Here is a 21,103-nt window from a genome sequence, read left to right as displayed (position 1 = left end):
TGGGGAGGGCATCGCGAGTTGCCCTTCCCGCAACAGTTTTTTTACAATTAGTTTATCCTGAGGGGAATGTTAAAATGTTGATTGAAATTTTGGCCGCTGGTTCCGCAGCACCACAAAACGCTTTCGGTTTCTGGGAAGCAATGCAGCAGGGTGGTGTTATCGCCTGGTCTGTTCTCGCAATTCTGACGATCATGTCTGTCTCTTCTTTCTACATCCTGTTTTCGAAATTGTTCGAACAGAATAAAGTCATGAAGCAGGGCGATGCGATGCGCGCGACATTCTGGCGTGCCGGAAGCCTTAAGGAAGGCGCTGCCAAGCTCGACAAGAATTCTGCTTACCGTCAAATCGTTGACGATGCGATCAAGGCTGATTCCGATCACGCCAAATTGACCGACCCGGTCGAAGCGCATGACTGGCTGCACGGATCGATCGAACGGTCGCAAGATCTGATCAAGTCCAAGCTCGCAACCGGTCTCCCTTGGTTGGCTACGGTTGGCGCAACATCGCCGTTCATCGGCCTGTTCGGTACGGTTATCGGCATCTATCGCGCGCTGATCAAAATCGGTATCGCTGGTCAGGCATCGATCGATGCTGTTGCTGGTCCTGTTGGTGAAGCGCTGATCATGACCGCACTTGGTCTTGGTGTGGCTGTTCCCGCCGTTTTGGCTTACAACTGGCTGCAGGGACGCAACAAGCGCATCTCCGAACAGCTGGCTGCATTCTCCAACGACGTTCTGGGCTATATGGCTTCGGATGGCGGCGTTAAGCCAATCGCAAAAAATGCCGCTGCTGCTAAGCCTGCTGCGAAACCAGCTGCACCAGTCGCAAAGAAATAAGCCGGAGGCCGGGTTGTCTGCCGCGTCTGGCGCAGCAACCCGGCCAACGCACGACGAGGAGGCCTTCGCTTCCTTCAGATGTTTAGTTTTGAGAGGATAAAATCCTATGGCGATGAATGTTGGGGGCGGTAGCGGCGAGGAAACTCCTCTATCCGACATTAATACTACCCCACTCGTGGACGTTATGCTGGTGCTGCTGATCATTTTTCTGATCGCGGTTCCGGTGGTTATCCAGAGCGTAGAACTCGAACTCCCGGTACTTCCCTTTGAAGTGACTACGACAAAGAAGGAAAATGTGCTGCTGTCGATCACGACAACGGATGCCGCAGGACGTGACCCGGGTGAAGAAGGATATTCAGGAGCCACTCCAGGCGGCAACTGCCGCGTGTATTGGAACACTACCCCGGTGGATTCTACCGAACTTGTCACCAGAGCGGTGAAACAACTGGAGGATCAGATTGAATCCTTTGGTGGAGTCGAGAACATGACGCCGGAAGATATGCCGGAAGTCCATATTCGCGGTGACATCAATACACCATATAAGTGCATCGGCGGCGCAATTTACACCATGCAACGCGCCGGTTTTGCAAAAGTGGGCTTTATTTCCACACCGATCGTTGTCGAATAGTTCGACCGGCAACTAGAATTATTGAAGGTTAAGGAGACGCACGAATGGCTATGAGTGGCGGAAGCGATGATGGCGAACCAATGATGGAGATGAACACGACGCCGCTCATCGACGTCTTGCTGGTTCTTCTCATCATGTTCATCATCACAATTCCTGTGCAAACGCACGCGGTAAAAATCGACCTGCCGGTCTCGGATGACAGTCAGCAAGATCAACCCCTGGTAGATCCGATCAAAAACCGTCTGGGAATTACGGCAACAAACGAGGTCATCTGGAATGATACCCCGGTTACGCTGAACCAGGTTAAGCAATATCTGGCACAGACGAAATCGATGGTTCCGGAGCCAGAGCTGCAGTTCCAGCCCGATCCGTTGAGCGCCTATCTGACCACCGACCGTACATTGGCGGTCATCAAGGACAGCGGCGTGACCAAATTCGGCTTTGTTGGTAACGAACAATATGGCAGCTTCGGCAAGGCAAGTCGTCTACCGAACTAGGTTCTACAGCCAGAAACAGATATGGGGCCGCGATATTTTGTCGCGGCCCTTTTTTTGTGCCTGAGGCGTGGGGATGACAGGGACGGGTTCTTCTGGACATATGCCCATCGCTTGCAGCGATACCAGGTGGTGGCGCGTCGAAGGGAAGAGCGCTCTGCTGGCGTCCAGGACGGCGCTCAGGGGCAAGTCGGCTGTTTGCATGGGGACAGCAAGGCAGCGGCCCCTCCAGGACGGGAGATATGCGCTCTCTTGGCGCCGATCATTGCCGAAGTGATGTCGAGGCCCCGGGCCTGTAACAGGCCCTGGTTCTAGGCAGTCATCTTAGACGAGCCGGTTTCGGCGCTGCTGAACTGCAAATCGGCCAGCCGGGCGTAGAGCCCGTTCTTGGCGATCAGGCTGTCATGGTCCCCCTGTTCCACGATCCTGCCCTCGTCCATCACGATGATGCGGTCGGCCGATCTTACAGTGGCCAGACGATGGGCGATGACGATCGTTGTCCGGTCCTGCATCAAATGATCAAGGGCATCCTGCACCAGCTTTTCACTTTCTGCATCGAGCGCCGATGTGGCTTCGTCGAGCAGCAGAATCGGCGTGTTGCGGAGCAGCGCACGCGCGATCGAGATGCGCTGGCGCTGGCCGCCGGACAGCCGCGTTCCCGCTTCACCCATGAAGCTGTCCAGTCCGTCGGGCAGGGCGCGGAGGAACTTTTCGGCATTGGCAACGCGGGCCGCTTCCCATATCTCCTCGTCGGTCGCTTCCCATTTGCCGTAGCGCAAATTGTCGCGCGCGGAAGCGGCAAATAATACCGTTTCCTGAGGCACAAGCGCCATCCGCTGTCTGATCTCCGATGGATCGGCCGATGGCAGGGCGACGCCATCGATGCGCACCGACCCGCTCTGTGGATCGTAAAAACGCTGGGCCAGCTGAAACAAAGTCGATTTGCCGGCTCCGGACGGTCCGACCACGGCGACTGTCTCGCCAGGCGATACGGTCAGCGAAAAATTGGCCAGGGCCTCGGTATCGGGGCGGGTTGGATAGGAAAATGTCACATTGTCGAACGCGATCTGTCCGCGCGATGGCTCGGGCAGGGCAATCGGATTTTCGGGAGCTGCAATGCCCGGCTTCTCGGACAGCAATTCTGCCAGCCTGCCGGCTGCTCCGGCGCCGCGCAACAGATCGCCATAGACTTCGGTAAGTGCGCCAAAGGCACCCGCTACCAGGCCGCCGGTGATCACAAAAGCGGCGATGGTACCGCCGGAAATGCTGCCTTCTGACACGCCGATCGCGCCGCGCCACATAAGCATGGTAATGCCGGTGAATATCAGGCCAATAACAATCGCGGTCATCGCCGCGCGCAGCCGGATCCGGCGTTTGGCGGTATCGAAAGTGGATTCGACCGCGCCGCTGAACCGTTCATGTTCGCGCTTTTCCTGACCAAAGGCCTGAACAATTTTCATCGCGCCCAACACTTCGGAAATCATTGCGCCGACGTCGGCCACCCGGTCTTGGCTGGATCGCGATACATTGGTCAGCTTCCGGCCGATAAACACGATCGGTAATATGATAACCGGGATGGCAAGCAGCAGGCCGGCGGTCAGCGTAGGGGCAAGCGTGAACAGATAGATGATCCCGCCGATGCCGATCACAATATTGCGCAAGGCGACCGACACGGTGGTTCCGACCACCTGTTCGATGATCGCGGTGTCGGAGGTCATCCGCGAGGCGATTTCCGATGGCCGGTTCTCTTCAAAAAATCCGGGGGCCAGACGCAGCAGGTTGGCCTGTACGGCGAGCCGCAGATCGGCAACGACCCGTTCGCCGAGCCAACTGACAAAATAGAAACGGAAGGCGGTCGCGACAGCCAGAACCGCGACAATGCCCAACAGGCCCTGAAAATAGGGGGCGATATCACCGTTGCCGGCCATAAAGCCTTTGTCGATAATGGTTTTGAAGCCAGCGGGTATCGCCAGCGTGGCCATCGCGGAAACGAACAAAGCCAGCAACGCAAAGGCAATTTGCTTCGGATATGCGACGGCGCGATCGAACACCATCCGCAAATTTCCAATTTTTTTGAGCGGTGCGGGAGGGGTATCTTTTTCGACGGAATTGGTTTTATCGTTCATGAGAAAGCGCCTAGCAGCCCGTCCTATTTCTAACAATCAATGGTTTGCTCCGTTTTCATCCGGATCTTGCCGTCCAGCCAACATGGCGATGATGGTCGATAATACCAAGGGCGGGGCCAGTAGATAGGCGGATTTGCAGCCCCGGGGGTTCGGCGGCATAACGCTAGCCAAATGTCAGGAAATTGTTAGAACAAAGCAGCTTCGGGCGGAAAGCGGCTCGGACGATTCGTGAAATTTTCGATCAAGGATGATGCGCGCATGAATCAGATTGCTTCAAAAGGCCAGTTACGAATGTCCTTGCTGCGCTGGATATTGTTTGTCGTGCCGATCACCGTACTCCTGGGTTTTGCCTTTAGCCAGTTCGCGAATTCCGGCGAGGAAAATCGCTGGTTTCAGGCCTTGACCAAGCCAGACGCGCAACCGCCCGGACCGGTATTCGGTGCTGCCTGGGCCTTGCTCTATGTGATGATGGGAACCGCTTTCGCGATGGTGTTGCATGCCCGCGGCGCGCCTTTGCGGGGACCGGCTATCATCCTGTATCTCGTACAATATGCGCTCAACCTGTTCTGGCCGGTGCTGTTTTTCGGCATGCATCAGGTCGGTGCGGCCTTCTGGCTGCTGGTCATCATTTTCCTGCTGGCCTTGGGTACAACCCTGGTCTTTGGCCGTGTCCGCAAGGCCGGAGCGTGGCTGATGGTGCCTTATCTTGCATGGCTATGTTTTGCCGCTGTCCTCAACAAGCAGATTGAATGGTTGAATCCCGGTGCGGAAACCCTTGTGGTTCCGGCTGCGAGAACCCAGATATAGCGTGATATTTTTTTCGGGCTCCAAGGGGCCATGACGGAGTGTAATGAAATGCAAAGCCAGAACCGTTTTTTCGATGATATTTCCAAAGTCCTGAACGGGCTTGCCGGGACCGTGGCCGGCGTCGGCCGCGAAGCTGAATCCAGCGCCAGAGAGCGCGCCAAGGAATGGTTCGGCGGCATGGACTTTGTATCGCGCGACGAGTTTGAAGCGGTCAAGGAAATGGCGGCCAAGGCACGAGCCGAAGCTGATGCGTTGAAGAAGCGTCTTGATGCGCTGGAAAAGGGCACCGCCGCTCCGGTCAAAAAACCGGCGGCGAAACGTGCGGCCACCGTCAAACCCGCTGCACGCAAGCCAGCAGCGCCAAAAGCGGCTGCACCCAAGGCCGCGGCCCCTAAAACCGACGGCTGATCGCCACCCTGATCAGCGATCTATCGCCGTTCATTATCCACAGCGTTCCCACAAACAATGTGAAGGCCGATGTCTGCTTGCCTTGCCCTGATCCGGCGAGTGGGCCACTAGGCTTTTATCTGCAAAGGATCTGGAACCGCGATGCTTGACGACCAATGGGAAGAGCTTGATCAGGATGAAGCGCCGCCCGTCGACATGCTGGCGGCCTTTTTCGAGGCGCGCGGCTGGTCGGTAGATCATGTCGGTGACGACGAACTGTCGGTCGAGATAAAGGGCAACTGGACCAGTTACCAGATGCGCGCAATCTGGCGGAACGAGGACCACGTCCTGCAAATCCTGTTGCTACCGGAAATCCGGGTTCCGGACGAAAAGACCACCGTCATTTACGAAACGCTGGGACTGATCAACGAGCAGCTCTGGCTCGGGCATTTCGATCTTTGGTCGAACAATAATATCCTGCTGTTCCGCCATGCTACTTTGCTCGGCGGCAGCGGCATGTTGGGCCTTGATCAGGCGCAGACGATTGTCGATCTGGCGATTGAAGAGTGGGAACGTTTTTACCCGGTCTTCCAGTTTGTCTTGTGGAGCGACAAAAGCCCGCAGGATGCGATCAAACATGCGATGGTCGATACGATCGGCGAAGCCTGAGGCCGGAAGCGGGAATCTGATCAGGATTTTGTGAATTCAATGACGGGTATCGGTTGCGCTGCCCGCGATGCTTGGCCGGGGCTCAGCCGTTATCGCCGCGCAGATCGAACACCATTTTTCGGTCGCTATCCGGCACCAGGCCTTCCAGAACATGCCAGAAACCGGTCACCGATTCCTGTCCGGCCGAAACATAGGCGGAAGAAAGTTTCTCGCGCAGCTGGCGAAAAAGCTCTGCCTCCAGTGTGGCACCCTTTTCGGTCAGGCGCAGCAATTTCTGGCGACGGTCGACGATGCCGGGGGATGTTAGTATGAAGCCCCGGTCCTGCAATTCCTTCAGCACCCGGCCGAGCGACTGTTTGGTGATCGCCAGCAATTTGAGCAGCTCGCCGACGGTCAGATCGGGTTGCCGCGCAATGAAATATAAGGCCCGGTGATGCGCCCGGCCCAGCCCCTGTTGTCCCAGCTCCTGATCAATCGAGTTGGTCAGTCGCGTATAGCCAAAATAGAGCAGCTCTACGCCACGCCGGACTTCGTCCTCGCGCAGAAAAAGCGGCGAGGCTCCGGGGGAAATGGCGGGGCGAGATACGTCAGTCATGTTGACGTATCTTGACAGGCTGATTAGGGGATTGCAAGGCAATTGAAACATGCTTCCAATTCTTCCAATGGTGACATGAATAACAGCGAAAGCGGCAAAAAATGGCAGACATAAACAGCCTGGAATTCAACCTCGAGCCAAGCGCAACGCCGGTGCATGCCAGCGAGCGCACGAGACTGCTGGAGAACCCGGGTTTCGGAACCTTGTTCACCGACCATATGGCGATGGTCCGCTACACGGAAACCGAAGGCTGGCATGATGCCAAAATCACCAAGCGCGAGCCGATCCTGATGGATCCGGCATCCTCGGTACTGCATTATGCCCAGGAAATATTTGAAGGCATGAAAGCCTATCGTCTCGCCGACGGCGCAACGGCGCTATTCCGTCCCGAAGAAAATGCCAGACGCTTCCAGGCGTCGGCGCGGCGGATGGCGATGCCGGAATTGCCGGAAAAGCTGTTCCTCGATTCGGTCGAGGCGCTGGTCGATATCGACCGCGAATGGTTCCCCTCGGTCGAGGGCGGTTCGCTCTATCTGCGTCCCTTCATGTTCGCGAGCGAAGTGTTTCTCGGCGTTCGTCCGGCCAAGGAATATCTCTATCTCGTGATAGCCTCTCCCGCCGGCGGCTATTTCAAGAGCGGCGCGTCGGCGATCAGCATCTGGGTGTCCGAACAATATAGCCGCGCGGCACCGGGCGGCACCGGCGCGGCCAAATGCGGTGGCAACTACGCTGCCAGCCTGGTGGCCCAGGCCGAAGCGATCGAGAAGCAATGCGATCAGGTCGTCTTTCTCGACGCAGCCGAGCATAAGTGGGTCGAAGAACTGGGTGGCATGAATCTTTTCTTCGTGATGGACGATGGCAGGCTGATCACGCCGCCGCTTGGCGGAACGATCCTGCCCGGCATTACCCGCGATTCGATCATCACCCTCGCCCGAGAAGAGGGGCTGACGGTGGTGGAAGAGCCTTATGCCATCGATCAATGGGAAGCCGATGCAGCCAGCGGCAAGCTGATCGAAACCTTCGCCTGCGGTACCGCAGCGGTTGTCACCGCAGTCGGCACCGTCAAGTCCACCGAGGGTCAATTCACCATTGGCGGCGGTGGGCCCGGCCAGTTGACCGAAAAATTGCGACGGCGTCTGGTCGATATCCAGCGCGGCGTTGCGCCGGATGATCATGGCTGGGTCAAACAACTGTTCGAAGCTTAGTTACAACTGCCTCTTGCCCCCTGCGGGCAAACTGGATAATAGGCCCGTTCACCAGCGCGGCCCGGTAATAAACGGGCCGGCAATATTGGGGTGTCGCCAAGTGGTAAGGCAGCGGCTTTTGATGCCGCCATGCGCAGGTTCGAATCCTGCCACCCCAACCAAATCTTCTTTGACAGTTAAGCGCCTGAAAAACCTTTGGTTTCTCTGCGAGTCAAAACCCCGTGGCACCCTGTCGTGGCACCCTGTCGTGGTTTCGATTTTAGCACCATGACTCGCGCTCTGATTCGGTTCAAGCCGCTAAGTGCGATTTGGCAGGTTTTCCACTGATCCACCCACATAATTCGTGAGAGATATTGCGGAGGCGGGTCTCATCTAGCGCTTGTCCCCATGGGGGTTAGAACTGAATTTTATGGCCGTCGATGATGGCACTGAAGAGCCGCACGATGGTCTGGTGCTAGAAAAATGCTCCAAATATATGGCTCGACACTCCCGCTGCTCTTCAAGATCCGATTGATCTTGACGATTCAGCGCGGCTTTTGTTTGCCATCGGGCTTTGCCGATCCATAACCTGTCTTGGTTCAGATGTAGTGCTGTTGCGCGTGGACGGCGTTTGCTAGGAGAAGCTCAGTATAGGAGTGGTCAATGATCTTGGACGAGCCCCACAAACCTGAATTCGCAGCATGGAATAGTTACTTTCAGTTCTCTCAGCGAGTTCGGCAGAGAAGCCGATATGTGTGGGGGGAAAAAGTAGACGCATTCCTCGACACCGTTTTGGCAACTATCCGCAATCGCGGTGGAAATTTGAATGAGGGAACAGTCTTCTACCGTGCCCAATTAGGAGTAAATTGGCAGAACCTGATCGATGATGAAGATAACTGGATTGGAGAAGATGTGTGGGCACACGGCTCATCGCGCATGAAACCGTTGGCTGACCGAGCCAAAGAGGGGAGAGCCAATGCTGTCGGCATTCCAGTTTTATACATGGGTAGTTGTGCAGAAACTGCTGTTTCCGAAATCAGGCCATGGATTGGGGAGGAGGTATCACTCAGTCAGTGTAAGCTGTTGCGCCCACTGAAGACGCTGGACCTCACGTTGGGGCATGGAAAATCGTCATCATCGTTTGCGTTTTTGGGCGATAAACCATTGTCTGCGGAAGAAAAGGAAAAGGCAGTCTGGATCGACATCGACAACGCGTTTTCGCGCCCGGTCAGGCTAACGGATGACCAAGCTGACTATGCCCCAACGCAGATATTAGCCGAACTCTTTCGAAGTCACGGCTATGACGCTATTGGTTACAAGAGCCAGTTCGGCGATGACGGGGACAAAAAGGGTTATAATATCGCCGTCTTTAACCCCGATGATGTCGAGATCGTTACTGGTGCCCCGTGCGAAGTGACTTCGATAAAGGTGGGATTCCAGCAAAACGGAAATGAGTGGTTTAGAAAATAGCGGCAAACATTCCTTTGATGCCGTTCACTGCATTATTCTCATCCCCCTGCTTGGCTAAGCAGACGATGGAAACGTATCAATTGAACGACGGTCTTGTGCATGGGATAGCGCAATGCCGCGGGATTATAGAGATATAATTGGTCGAGAATGTATCGCGCTTTTGCTCTGGCACTTTCGAAGAAATGATTCGGAACAGGTATTTTTCTCAGTTTGAAGAAAACATCGATAAGTTTTGTATTCGATACAGTGCTTAGTAGACTAGCAACTGAATACAAGAAGAGGCGGCGGTATGAATTTAGAAAGGCTTTTGAGTGATCACCAATCCCCAGTAGCATTGGTAATAGGAAACGGCATTCATCGACATCGAGCCGCTCAAAGTGGCAATGATTGGAACCAGATGATGCAAAACCTGGCCGTCAAGTATGGACTCGACGTTGCGCACTATGAGGCTGGGCTGGCTCTGACGGAACTTTATGACCTAATCGATCTTAAAACCCCTACTGGTCAAAAAGCTTCACAACTTCAGTCTGAATTCTGTGACCGGATGGATGAGTGGGAGGCGCTAGACCATCATCGAGAAATTGCCGGCTGGGCGATGCGTCGGGAAGCCCCGGTCCTTACCACAAATTTTGATCATGTCTTGGCCAACTCGGTCGATGCAAAACTATTTTCGATGTTCAGGCCCCGAGCGGACGTAAAGGGACCAACAGATTATTATCCTTGGGAAAAATACTTTGCCTACCGTGCATTGACTGGACCCTGCGACTCTTTTGGTATCTGGCATATCAATGGGATGATTGAGCATATCAGAAGTATACGATTAGGTTTGAGCCACTACATGGGTTCAGTTTCGCGAGTGCGCCCTTGGATACACGGCGAAAAAGAAACCCGTTTGTTTTCTCGAAAGAATTTGAGCAATTGGCGGGGAAGAGAAACTTGGCTTCACATCATTTTCAATATGCCATTGCTCATCATCGGCTTGGGGCTGGAAACTCAAGAAGTCTTTCTGCGCTGGCTCTTGATCGAGCGTAAGAAGTATTTTCGTCTTTTCCCAGATCGCGAACGCCGCGCGTGGTATGTTTGCATAAAAGGCGAGAGCGCTTCCAAATTATTCTTTTTAAGATCACTAGGCGTCGAGCCCATTCAAGTTGCACAATACCCTGACATCTATGAAAACAGAGGATGGGAGAGCTAGCAAATGGCCGAGATTGAATTCATGGCAGCTCAACAACAGTGGCTTGGCCGTTGCATTATTACAATCGTCTCAGTTGGAGATAGCCCGCGTTCTCATAAAACCAAGCGGACGATCCGCAGCCCGTCATGGATAACGTGGCTCGCAGATGTCCGGTGGGTTATTAAGTGGTCAATGCCCTTATTAAACTACAGAAGTTCAGGAGCTTAGTATAACCATGTAGGTATTCATTCCAATAGCGATGATAATGGTCTGATTGATTTGCCACAGTGTTCTGAGCGAAACACTTTCCGAAAGACATCATGCGCAAAGCACCCCATAGCGCGGGGAAAAGGGAATTAAATGACTGATCTGAAGCTATTCCAAACCCACAGCGGCGCGTTGTGCGAGCTAGAACACTCGTCTGCACCCCTTGAAAAGGGGCTGCAAACGCAGTTCGAGAATAATCTCGATACGCTGCTCGGGGTGCGTTTTCTCGCATCCGAATATTCTACCACCCATGGTGGGAGAATGGATACGTTAGGGGTGGATGAGAACGGTTATCCGGTGATCATTGAGTATAAGCGTGACCGCTCCGAGAATGTGATCAACCAAGGGTTATTCTACCTGGACTGGCTCATGGACCATCGCGGCGATTTTGAACTGCTGGTGCGTAACCGCTATGGCAAAGAAGCCGCCGACAAGATCGAATGGGGTGCCCCGCGCTTGATCTGCATCGCTGCTGACTTCACAAAATATGACGAACATGCCGTGAAGCAAATGGGCCGCAACATTGAATTGATCCGCTACCGCAAGTTCGGCGACGATTTGCTCCTGCTTGAACTTTTGACCGCGGTTTCGGCGACCACGGGAGGGAACGCAATCCTAACGCCAGCAAACGGTGCGAAGTCGCGCAAGGATAAAACGGTATCAGAATATTTGGCGGACATGGGGCCAGAATTGGCTGAGCTGTTCGCCGACGCGGAAACCTATCTGCTCGGTCGCGGTGACGATGTCACCAAGAAGGTCACCCAGTTTTATCTTGCTTACCGCCGCATCAAAAACTTTGGCTGCCTTGAAGTGCGTCCGACATTGAACCAGTTGAAAATGTTTCTGAAGCTCGATCCGGGCACTGTCGAACTGGTCGAAGGCTTCTCCCGCGACGTGCGCAAGATCGGCCATTACGGCACTGGTGATCTGGAGTTGACCATCGGCTCTCATAAAGATCTCGAGCGCGCCAAGCCGCTGATCCTGCGCTCCTATGAGGAAAGTTGATTTTAAAAGTTGCTCTTTTGCCGTAAGGTTTCGGGGCGTTAAGTAGCGCGTGCAGGAGTGTGTAAATTTCCATACTCTGCGGCACTGGTTTAGTGATACTTCTAATGTTGCTGATTATGGGATGACATTTTGGGCACGTGTTTTACCATCGAGCCTCAGCATTGCGTTCAATCGGACGAAGAGGGCAGTTGACCCAGGAAAGCAAGCGTTAAATTTTATTAGTGTTAAAAAACAATAAGATAAAAAATATCACAACTTACTATATTGACTTATAGTAAGCCTTATCATAGACATCCTCTCGAAGTTAGAACGAGGAATATATGACAAAACATTTGAACCAAAGAATGAGCCAGCGCGGTATTTCCGCTGACATGGTAACACTAGCTAGTGAATACGGAGAGATCGATCAGGACAAGTTTATTCTTGGCCGAAAGGCTTTGGATCGTTTGCTTGGGGAGCTGGACCGCTTGAAAAGGATCGCACTGAAGGCGCGTGATAAGGGTGGTATCGTGGTCGTGGAAAATGGTGGTGCGCAGATTACAACGTATAATCGTGATAGTCTCAAATGGAGGCGTCACTAATGGATTTCCCATTGGTGCGTTCAATCATCGAAAGATGCCGCTCGTCAGGCATGTCTCTGAGTGACGCTGTAATATGGGCTTCTGCGTGCGCTGCACGGATCAAAGTCTCAGATGAGCCTATCCCAGACCGTAATGGAGATATGCGGGCAATATTTCGTCCTTTAGAACTTCTGCTGACGTCGGATCGACAGGCTCACGACGCGCTGGACTACGCGATAGGATGGATATTTGAGCAGAGAATTTCTCAAGCCAAATATGACGGAATTTGGGAATGCTGTCGGCAACTTTTCGATGAAAATCGATATTCAAAGATAAGTTTCCAAGATTATGCTGCTGAACTGCTTCAGATCGCAGCAAGCGATTCCCGGAGTAGTATATTTGGCCTAATGCCCGCACCGCAATCGGCGATCCTTTCAGATTTAAAATATAGCTCTGATGACAAAATAGCTTGTTTTTTCCCATCAGCCGCTCCGATAGCACTCGCTCTTTCCAAAGAGCATGATGTCACGCTATTTGCCGGTGAAGGCGAAACCGCGCTCGTAATGACCATGTTGTCTATCTCCAATGGAAATCGTTTGAACGTGGATCGTCGAGATCCAGTATCGGGTAATTATGGATTCAATTCACATATTTCAGACCGCAGCAGTCCAATAGATTCGACTTTCGATCATATCTTTTCAATTCCACCCTTTGGTGTGAAGCTGAGATTTGAAAATCGCGACCAGCGAACTTTGATTTCGACGATAGATCAATATCAGTTTGAGCGGTTCTCAAAAAACTTTACCAAGAGCTTTATATCGATCGTTCCAGAGGGGCTTCTATTTCGGACATCGAACTCCGACATTGAATTTAAACGTTGTATGTTTGAAGACGGTCTCGCTGGCGTTACGAGCCTTCCGGCGGGGATTTTCGGTCAGCGGACAGGTATATTGACTTCCTTAGTCGCTTTGGAAAAGCCAGCCCCCTTAAAAGTCCGATTTACCGATAGCCGGACGATTGATGACAAATCACGTTCAAGGCCGACATCTTCTGATCTTGCCAAACACTTTGAACTAGCCCAAAATTCTTGGATAAATCAGCCGGATCGCTCAGTTTTAGTGGAGAGAGAAGAGCTTGAAAATAATGAATTCAACCTATCGGTTGACCGATATGTTAATTCCGGCAGATTGAAACAGCTGAGCGAAGCCATTTCTGATCAACAGAGGGTTCGCCTTGGAGATATTGCGGAAATTATTCGCCCTTATGCGGCAAAGCCGGCCAGGGATGAAGACGCAACTAACACATTCACTGCCCGAGAAATAACCACTGGCGATGTCGTTGACAATATCGTGCGCTGTCCAAGCCGACATACCCAATATTTCAATTCTGACCGGGAAAAGGTCGACAGAGCGAAAGTCGAACGCGGGGACATTATAATCAGCATGAAGGGCAAGATAGGCGTCGTTGGTCTGGTCGATGGTTTCGATGCTTTTTTTGATCAAATGCTGTTGGATGAGCCTTGGGTTATCTCTCAGAGTTTTGCGATCATTAGATTAGGGGCCAACAGTCCATTCATGCAACCTGGAATTCTGGCAACGTTGCTTTCAGCACCTTGGGCGGTCGAGAAATTTCATGCGCTGGCAGGTGGTTCAACGATCCAGATGATTGGCATGAAAGACTTGAAAGCGTTTGAAGTGGTGATTCCGGATTTTTCGGCGATAAATCATTCAATGGAAAAATTGCAAAAAATGGATGATCGCCGAAAGGCAATAATGGAACTGCAAGGACAGAACGCAATCGATAAGCGAGAGTTGTGGTCACAATTGTGGAATGTCTATTTGGACGAAGGAAATAGCGAAGATGCTTAACGGCAAAATCAGAAGTCAAATTGACAAAAAACGCAATGATCTTTGGTCCGGCGGCGTTTCCAACCCGCTAACCGGCGTTGAGAAAATTAACAATTTGCTCCTTATGAGGCGGCTTGACTATATCCAGTCCTGCCGTGAAGCGGAATACGGTCAGTCGAGGTCGGTTTACGGCTGTTGTTCTAGCGCAGTGTCCGAAGGCCCTTTATGTTGAATCGATCAATTTGTCAGCATCTCTTGATAATCCGCCTTTCAAGAGCGCAGCGCAAACCTTGGCGCGCGGTCCATCAAAACCATCAGAATAAAACAGCGCGTTTTGGTAAATGCGATTTTCCTCCTAAAACATAATTTAAATGCACCCCCAATTATTCATCGGGAATCAGATATATGACAAGTGAAGTAAAAGCCCAGAGCAGCACGCTCGCCAGTTTTATCTGGAAAAATGCCGACGACCTTTGGGGGGACTTCAAACATACTGATTTCGGCAAGATTGTCTTGCCCTTTACGCTTCTACGCCGATTGGAGTGCGTATTGGAGCCTACCCGCGAACAAGTTCAATCAATCTATCAATCTATGGCTGATCAAGGGATAGATAAGGATTTGGTGTTGCGCCAGATTACTGGATACCCCTTTTATAACACATCAAACTATTCTCTCGAAACCTTAGGGGGAAGCCGAACCCGGCAGAACCTTGAGGATTACATTGCCCATTTCAGCGATAATGCCCGGGCAATCTTCGAGCAGTTTGATTTTATCAACACTATTGCCCGCATGGATAAGCAAGGCGTTCTGTATAAAATTTGCCAGAATTTTGCAGCGACGGATCTTCATCCTGACAATGTTCCCGAACGCGTGATGAGTAACATTTACGAGCATTTGATCCGTCGTTTTGGCGCCGAAGTCAATGAAGCTGCCGAGGATTTTATGACGCCGCGCGATGTCGTGCATTTGGCTACCGAGCTGCTTCTTGATCCCGATGATGAGCTCTTTATCAAGAATCCGGGACTAATCCGGACTTTATATGATCCAACCTGTGGAACCGGCGGCTTTCTATCCGATGGCATGGAGCATGTTGATAACCTTCGCGACCGTTACAGTATCGCACCTGTCATTGTGCCTTACGGTCAAGAGCTTGAGCCGGAAACACATGCTGTTTGTCTTACCAGCATGCTGCTGAAGACGCTTGAATCGGATCCTGGCCGTGACCTTTCCAAAAACATCAAACTCGGCAGCACACTGTCAAACGATCAGTTGGCAGGAGAGAAATTCCATTATTGTGTATCCAATCCGCCGTTCGGAAAGAAATGGGAAAAAGATCAGGTTGCGGTGGTCACGGAACACGAAGAAAAGAAATTTGAAGGTCGCTTCGGGCCGAAGCTACCCCGTGTAAGCGACGGCTCTATGCTTTTCCTTCTCCATCTAACTGATAAGCTGGAAGATCCAGATAAAGGTGGCGGGCGCGGTGCTATTGTCCTGTCAGGCTCTCCATTGTTCAACGGTAATGCCGGTCAGGGTGAGTCCGAGATCCGCCGGCATTTACTTGAAAACGATTATGTCGAGGCGATCATCGCGTTACCGACCGAAATCTTCTTTCGAACAGGGATTGGAACTTACATCTGGCTCCTTTCAAACAAGAAGCCAGATGAGCGCAGAGGCAAGGTTCAATTGATAGACGCCTCAGAGCATTATACGCCAATGCGTAAGAGCGAAGGCAATAAACGTCGCGCAATAAGTCCCGATCAGATTAGCGAAATCGTGAGCATGTATTCGGCCTTTGAGTCAAGCAAGCAGAGCCTAGTTTTTGATTATCAGGAATTTGGATATCGCCGGATCAAAGTGCTTCGTCCCCTGAGAATGAAAATGGTGGTAACGGAAGCTGGTATAGAAAGGCTGGCTCAAGAGAAAATCTGGCTAAAGCTGACTGAAAGCGAGCAAGAAGCGTGGACTGATCTATTGACCGATCACGCAGGAGAAACGCACGACTATGATTGGATGGAAAGTTTTGCAAAACTAGAGGCCAAACAAGACGCGTCGTTGGGCAAGGTTGGCAAGCCTTTTGTAAAGGCTCTTATCAACGCATTTGGCGTTAGAGATCCCGATATTGAGCCGGTTATCGACAAAGAGGGCAATGTCGTTCCTGATGATGATCTAACCGACTTTGAAAATGTCCCGCTGACGATGGAGATACAGGAATATCTTGCTACTGAAGTTCTGCCGCATGCCGAAGATGCTTTTATCGATAAAGGCTTCAAGGATGAGCAAGACGGAAAAGTTGGCGTCGTTGGTTATGAAATCAACTTCAATCGGTATTTTTATGAATATCAGCCGCCGCGTGAGCTGACGGAGATTGATGCCGAGTTAAAAGCTATCGAAGCCGAAATCGCTGCTATTCTGGCGGAGGTCATAGAATGACCGGCCATAAGGGATATGCAGATTATATAAATGCCAAGGCTCCATGGATTGACAAGATCCCTTCAACTTGGTCCGACAAGCCCCTTTTTTCCGTTGCTGCAGAACGCAACACGAAAAATATCGGAATGATAGAAAAAAACCTTCTATCTCTAAGTTATGGGCGTGTAATTAAAAAGAACATTGATACTACTACAGGGTTGCTTCCAGCTTCTTTTGAAACTTATCAAATCGTTGAACAAAATGACGTTATATTCAGATTAACAGACTTGCAGAATGACAAACGCAGTTTACGTTCCGCGATATGTCGAGAGCGGGGCATAATTACTTCAGCTTACATAGCTGTAAATCCCAAAAGTGTGAATCCGAAGTTCTTTGACTATCTCATGAGGTCTTACGACATCCAAAAAGTGTTTTATTCCATGGGTGGCGGTATGAGGCAATCTCTAACGTTTTCAGATATTCGACGAATGCAACTTGCCTGCCCTTCTTCTGAAGATCAGCAGACAATTGCCAATTTCCTTGATCGCGAAACATGTCGTATTGATACATTGATTGAAAAGAAAACGCGTTTTATCAAGCTTTTGAAAGAAAAGCGTGCTGCAATGATAACTCATGCCGTGACAATGGGTATTCAGGCAGACGTAAAAACCGGCCATATTAAGAAAAGTTGGATTGATAGAATTCCACCTGATTGGCAAGTTACACGGCTTCGATATATTGCGAGTGTTTTAAATAGCAATGTCGACAAAAAATCATATGCTGATCAGCTAAATGTTGGTTTGTGTAATTACACCGATGTATATTACAATGATTTCATTACGTCATCTATACCGTTCATGAAGGCAACTGCGACAAAAGCGGAAATCGCTAGCTTTCAGCTTCAAAAAGGTGACGTTATAATTACCAAGGACTCAGAGAGTCCTTCCGACATTGGTATTCCCGCCTTTGTAGAAGAGTCTATCCCCGGTATTGTGTGCGGCTATCATTTGTCGGTCATTCGTTCGAGGAGCGAAAGCTTATCCGCTTTTATATTCTACACAATACAATCTCATCAAAACAAGGCTCATTTCTATGTCGAGACGCCGGGAATTACGCGTTATGGCTTGAATCAGAACAGCATAAAAAATATCAAAATTTGCCTCCCTCCACAGGACGAAATGCAGTCGATCGTCAAATTTCTTTTTAAAGAAACAAGTAAAGCCGATCTTCTTCTGTCTAAAATTCAAGTCAGTATCTCACTGCTGAAAGAACGCCGGTCCGCACTAATCACCGCCGCTGTCACAGGCAAAATTGATGTCAGGAACGAAGTATGAGCTCTCTCCACCACGAAAAGCACCTAGAAGCTTATATTGTTCAAAGGCTCGAGAAGCAGGGCTGGCTGATCGGTTCGTCGAGTGCTTATAATAAGGATTATGCGGTCTACCCTGAAGATCTGATTGGGTGGCTAAAAGACACCCAGAGCGTGAAATGGGAAAAGCTTGTCTCTATGAATTCTATGAATGGAGACAAGGCTGCAGATGTGTTGATGAAGCGCCTTGAGCAGGCGCTCGACAAAAACGGAATGATACAGGTCTTGCGCCGGGGTTTTGATATTGCAGGCTGCGGGCATATCGACGTCAGCGAAGCTGCCCCGGAAGATAAGCGCAATGAGGCCATCATGCATCGTTATGCTTCGAATAGGCTGCGCGTCGTGCCCCAGCTGCGCTATAACGCCTCTCGGGACTTTGAAATCGATTTGGTCCTGTTTCTAAATGGCCTGCCCGTTGCGACAGTCGAATTGAAAACGGATTTCACACAATCGGTCGAGGCGGCAAAAGAACAATATCGCACGGACCGTCTGCCGGTTGATCCTATCACCAAACGCAAAGAGCCGCTTTTGACTTTTAAGCGCGGCGCTGTCGTGCATTTTGCTATGTCTGATAGTGAAATTTGGATGGCGACAAAGCTTGCTGGCGATAATACTTTCTTCCTACCATTCAACAAAGGTCGAGATGGCCACGCTGGCAACCCGGACAGAACGGACGGCGAATATCCGGTTGCATATTTCTGGGAAGAAATTTGTCAGCCGGATGCTTGGCTGCGAATTTTCCATAGCTTTGTTTATGTTGAGAAAAAGAAGGTCGTTGATCTCAAGGGCAACTGGACCAATAAGGAAACATTGATTTTTCCTCGTTTCCATCAGTGGTCTGCAGTCAACGCGATGATCACAGACGCGGCTACTAATGGTCCGGGCCAAGCCTATTTATGTGAACACAGTGCCGGCTCGGGTAAAACATCGACAATTGCTTGGACAGCGCATGACCTTATAAAATTGCGTAAGGACGATGGAACGTCTCTATTCAACACCGCCGTAATCGTAACCGACCGAAATGTGCTCGATAGCCAGCTTCAGGACGCTGTGCAGCAGATCGATCATCAAGTGGGGTTAATTGCTGCGATTGACCGTGAAAAATCTTCAAAATCGAAAAGTCAGCAGCTTTCAGAGGCAATGCTCAAAGGCGTTCCAATCATTGTTGTGACTATTCAAACTTTCCCGCATGCGATGGAAGCAATTTTGACAGAGCAGTCGCTCAAGGATCGAAATTTTGCTGTCATTATTGATGAAGCGCATAATTCGCAGACTGGCACCACAGCATCAAAGCTTCAGGCTACTCTTGCCATGAAATCAAAAGCCTCGATGGACAAGATGTCTGTTGAGGATCTCCTTGCGGAGATTCAAGCTTCTCGCGTTCGGCCGGCCAATATGTCGCAATTTGCTTTCACTGCCACCCCGAAGCACTCGACCATGATGTTGTTTGGCAGACCCGCCGATCAAAGTCGGCCAGCCGGAGACGATAACTTACCACAGGCGTTCCATAAATACCCGATGCGTCAAGCGATCGAAGAGAAGTTTATTCTCGACGTCCTAAAGGGCTATATCCCTTACAAGACGGCTTATAATCTCGGTAAGGAGATGGTCGACAAAAAGCGCGTCGATGGCAAAGCTGCAAAACGCGCTTTGGCAAAATGGATGACGTTGCATCCGACCAATGTGATGCAAAAGGTTCAGTTCATCATGGAGCATTTCTCCAAGAACGTAGAGCACCTGCTCGATGGCAAGGCGAAGGCGATGGTGGTTACAAGCTCTCGCGCCTCTGCGGTGCGTTACAAGAAGGCTTTTGATGCGTTTATAGGCACTCACCCGCAATACCGGGATATCCACGCTCTGGTGGCCTTTTCAGGCCAGCTAACCGGCAAAGAGGTTATGCACTTCGAAGACGAACAGCTTGCTGACGACACATTCGTCACCAATGAAGAGGATATCTTCACCGAAGACAATATGAACCCAGCCGTTAAGGGGCAAGATTTGCGCCTTGCTTTCGATCGTCCAGAATATCGCGTCATGCTTGTTGCCAACAAATTCCAGACGGGATTTGATCAGCCAAAACTGGTGGCGATGTATTTAGACAAAAAAATCGCCAATGATGTAGAAATCGTCCAGACTCTTTCGCGCTTGAACCGAATGTTTCCAGGAAAAGACGATACATTCGTTATCGACTTTGTGAATGACCCTGAGGTCGTGCGCAAAGCATTTGAGCGCTATGATTCCGGCGCTCAAATTGAAAATGTTCAGGATCTGAATGTCATTTATGAATTGAAGGAACGCCTAGATCAGGCTGGCGTCTATGATTTTACGCATCTTGAAAACTTCAAGACCGCCAGATTTAAAACTGCGCAAGTTATCGCTGGCGCCGGAGTTCCTCAGCATAAAGAGCTATTCACTGCCACGCAGGAGCCGACAAGTCTGTATAACGGCAGGCTCGCCGCTCAACGAAAAGAAGTTGTTGCCGCGGAAGCCGAATATCAAAACGCTAAGCTTGTCGGAAACGAAGATGCCATGAAGGCTGCCGATTATAAGCGCGGTCAGGCCGCAAATGAGATTGGGATTCTAACGGAGTTCAAATCTGGCTTGGAAACTTTTACCCGCATTTACGCTTATATTGCCCAGTTGATCGATTTGGCTGATCCTGAACTTGAAAATTACGCGACTTTTGCAAAGCTGCTGGCAAAGCGTCTTGATGGCGTCGCGCCTGATGATGTTGATCTGAAGGGATTGACGCTGACTGGCTTTGAAATCAAATCTGATGATAATGGCGCAGGCGGTGGTGGCGGAGACGAAAAGGAAGATGATCTTATCCTCAAGCCAGTTGTCGCTGGTAGCCTGCAATTGCCCGGCGGGATGCCAGTCTATCTTAAAGAGCTGATTGAACGATTGAATAGCCTGTTCGGCAATGCTGCGCCGCTCAAAGACCAGGCGCATTTCGTCAACCAGATCGCCGAAATAGCTCAGGAAAACAAGGTCGTTATGGCTCAGGTGGAGCAGAGCGAAAAAGAACTCGCCATGAAGGGAAACCTCCCTGGCTCTGTTCAGGGTGCTGTTGTCCGTGCAATGACATCCAATAACGCCTTGGCGACGCTTATCCTTAAAGAAGATAAGCAGGCAATGGGAATACTGACCAATATTATCTACGACATCCTGAAATCTGGCGATAAGCTCGATTTAGATGCGTTGACGGTGGATTGAGTATCAACGAGTAACTTGCGATATTTGCTGCTCGTTCCTCAGCACGACGATGGTGATGTG

At 50.9% G+C, this 21,103-nt stretch carries 17 protein-coding genes and 1 tRNA gene; 16 read left to right on the top strand and 2 right to left on the bottom strand.

Translation table 11 applies throughout. The annotated features are described in order from the left end of the window. Window positions 1–74 precede the first annotated feature (74 nt). The 3 genes from ACWFTY_RS16320 (at window position 75) to ACWFTY_RS16310 (ending at window position 1,961) form a co-directional block, all read left to right on the top strand. Complete coding sequence (locus ACWFTY_RS16320; protein WP_447525233.1) at window positions 75–836, top strand: MotA/TolQ/ExbB proton channel family protein; 762 nt, start codon at window positions 75–77, stop codon at window positions 834–836. Window positions 837–942: 106 nt separating this feature from the next. After that, complete coding sequence (locus ACWFTY_RS16315; protein WP_447525232.1) at window positions 943–1,464, top strand: ExbD/TolR family protein; 522 nt, start codon at window positions 943–945, stop codon at window positions 1,462–1,464. A gap of 44 nt (window positions 1,465–1,508) precedes the next feature. After that, window positions 1,509–1,961, top strand: coding sequence for an ExbD/TolR family protein (locus ACWFTY_RS16310; RefSeq protein ID WP_447525231.1), 453 nt, complete (start codon window positions 1,509–1,511; stop codon window positions 1,959–1,961). Window positions 1,962–2,269: 308 nt separating this feature from the next. Here the strand turns inward: ACWFTY_RS16310 and ACWFTY_RS16305 are convergent, their stop codons facing one another. Further along, window positions 2,270–4,084, bottom strand: a complete 1,815-nt coding sequence (locus ACWFTY_RS16305; RefSeq protein ID WP_447525230.1) for an ABC transporter transmembrane domain-containing protein — start codon at window positions 4,082–4,084, stop codon at window positions 2,270–2,272. A 258-nt stretch (window positions 4,085–4,342) separates the two neighbouring features. Between ACWFTY_RS16305 and ACWFTY_RS16300 the strand changes: the two genes are divergently transcribed. The 3 genes from ACWFTY_RS16300 to ACWFTY_RS16290 all read left to right on the top strand — a co-directional run bounded on the left by ACWFTY_RS16300 (window position 4,343) and on the right by ACWFTY_RS16290 (window position 5,947). Further along, window positions 4,343–4,891, top strand: a complete 549-nt coding sequence (locus ACWFTY_RS16300) for a TspO/MBR family protein (RefSeq protein ID WP_447525229.1) — start codon at window positions 4,343–4,345, stop codon at window positions 4,889–4,891. A gap of 48 nt (window positions 4,892–4,939) precedes the next feature. Then, on the top strand, window positions 4,940–5,299 hold the full coding sequence (locus ACWFTY_RS16295; RefSeq protein WP_447525228.1) for an accessory factor UbiK family protein: 360 nt from the start codon (window positions 4,940–4,942) through the stop codon (window positions 5,297–5,299). A 141-nt stretch (window positions 5,300–5,440) separates the two neighbouring features. Further along, the gene (locus ACWFTY_RS16290; RefSeq protein ID WP_447525227.1) at window positions 5,441–5,947 is read left to right on the top strand and encodes a YbjN domain-containing protein; all 507 of its coding nucleotides are present in this window, start codon (window positions 5,441–5,443) and stop codon (window positions 5,945–5,947) included. A gap of 82 nt (window positions 5,948–6,029) precedes the next feature. Here the strand turns inward: ACWFTY_RS16290 and ACWFTY_RS16285 are convergent, their stop codons facing one another. Beyond that, on the bottom strand, window positions 6,030–6,542 hold the full coding sequence (locus ACWFTY_RS16285; RefSeq protein WP_447525226.1) for a MarR family winged helix-turn-helix transcriptional regulator: 513 nt from the start codon (window positions 6,540–6,542) through the stop codon (window positions 6,030–6,032). Window positions 6,543–6,643: 101 nt separating this feature from the next. Between ACWFTY_RS16285 and ACWFTY_RS16280 the strand changes: the two genes are divergently transcribed. The 10 genes from ACWFTY_RS16280 to ACWFTY_RS16235 all read left to right on the top strand — a co-directional run bounded on the left by ACWFTY_RS16280 (window position 6,644) and on the right by ACWFTY_RS16235 (window position 21,043). After that, on the top strand, window positions 6,644–7,747 hold the full coding sequence (locus ACWFTY_RS16280; RefSeq protein ID WP_447525225.1) for a branched-chain amino acid aminotransferase: 1,104 nt from the start codon (window positions 6,644–6,646) through the stop codon (window positions 7,745–7,747). 86 nt (window positions 7,748–7,833) lie between these two features. Further along, window positions 7,834–7,908, top strand: a tRNA-Gln gene (locus tag ACWFTY_RS16275). A 481-nt stretch (window positions 7,909–8,389) separates the two neighbouring features. After that, window positions 8,390–9,196, top strand: a complete 807-nt coding sequence (locus tag ACWFTY_RS16270; RefSeq protein ID WP_447525224.1) for an RES family NAD+ phosphorylase — start codon at window positions 8,390–8,392, stop codon at window positions 9,194–9,196. Window positions 9,197–9,485: 289 nt separating this feature from the next. Then, window positions 9,486–10,391 carry a hypothetical protein gene (locus ACWFTY_RS16265; protein WP_447525223.1) on the top strand — a complete coding sequence of 302 codons (906 nt, stop codon included), beginning with the start codon at window positions 9,486–9,488 and terminating at the stop codon, window positions 10,389–10,391. Between the two features lie 339 nt (window positions 10,392–10,730). Next, window positions 10,731–11,642: a DUF91 domain-containing protein gene (locus tag ACWFTY_RS16260; protein ID WP_447525222.1), complete on the top strand. Its 912-nt coding sequence runs from the start codon at window positions 10,731–10,733 to the stop codon at window positions 11,640–11,642. A 320-nt stretch (window positions 11,643–11,962) separates the two neighbouring features. Then, window positions 11,963–12,223: a hypothetical protein gene (locus tag ACWFTY_RS16255; protein ID WP_447525221.1), complete on the top strand. Its 261-nt coding sequence runs from the start codon at window positions 11,963–11,965 to the stop codon at window positions 12,221–12,223. Then, a complete protein-coding gene (locus ACWFTY_RS16250) occupies window positions 12,223–14,070 on the top strand; it encodes an N-6 DNA methylase (protein ID WP_447525220.1) in 1,848 nt (615 codons plus the stop codon). The genes ACWFTY_RS16255 and ACWFTY_RS16250 overlap by 1 nt, the downstream gene beginning before the upstream one ends. 384 nt (window positions 14,071–14,454) lie before the next feature. Then, entirely contained in the window at window positions 14,455–16,479 is a 2,025-nt protein-coding gene (locus ACWFTY_RS16245; protein ID WP_447525219.1) for an N-6 DNA methylase, read from the top strand. Then, the gene (locus tag ACWFTY_RS16240) at window positions 16,476–17,792 is read left to right on the top strand and encodes a restriction endonuclease subunit S (RefSeq protein ID WP_447525218.1); all 1,317 of its coding nucleotides are present in this window, start codon (window positions 16,476–16,478) and stop codon (window positions 17,790–17,792) included. The genes ACWFTY_RS16245 and ACWFTY_RS16240 overlap by 4 nt, the downstream gene beginning before the upstream one ends. Next, window positions 17,789–21,043: a type I restriction endonuclease subunit R gene (locus tag ACWFTY_RS16235; RefSeq protein WP_447525217.1), complete on the top strand. Its 3,255-nt coding sequence runs from the start codon at window positions 17,789–17,791 to the stop codon at window positions 21,041–21,043. The genes ACWFTY_RS16240 and ACWFTY_RS16235 overlap by 4 nt, the downstream gene beginning before the upstream one ends. The last annotated feature ends 60 nt before the right edge of the window (window positions 21,044–21,103 follow it).

The organism is Parasphingorhabdus sp. NYA22 (assembly GCF_976973735.1).
This window is presented reverse-complemented; position numbering and strand designations above follow the sequence as displayed.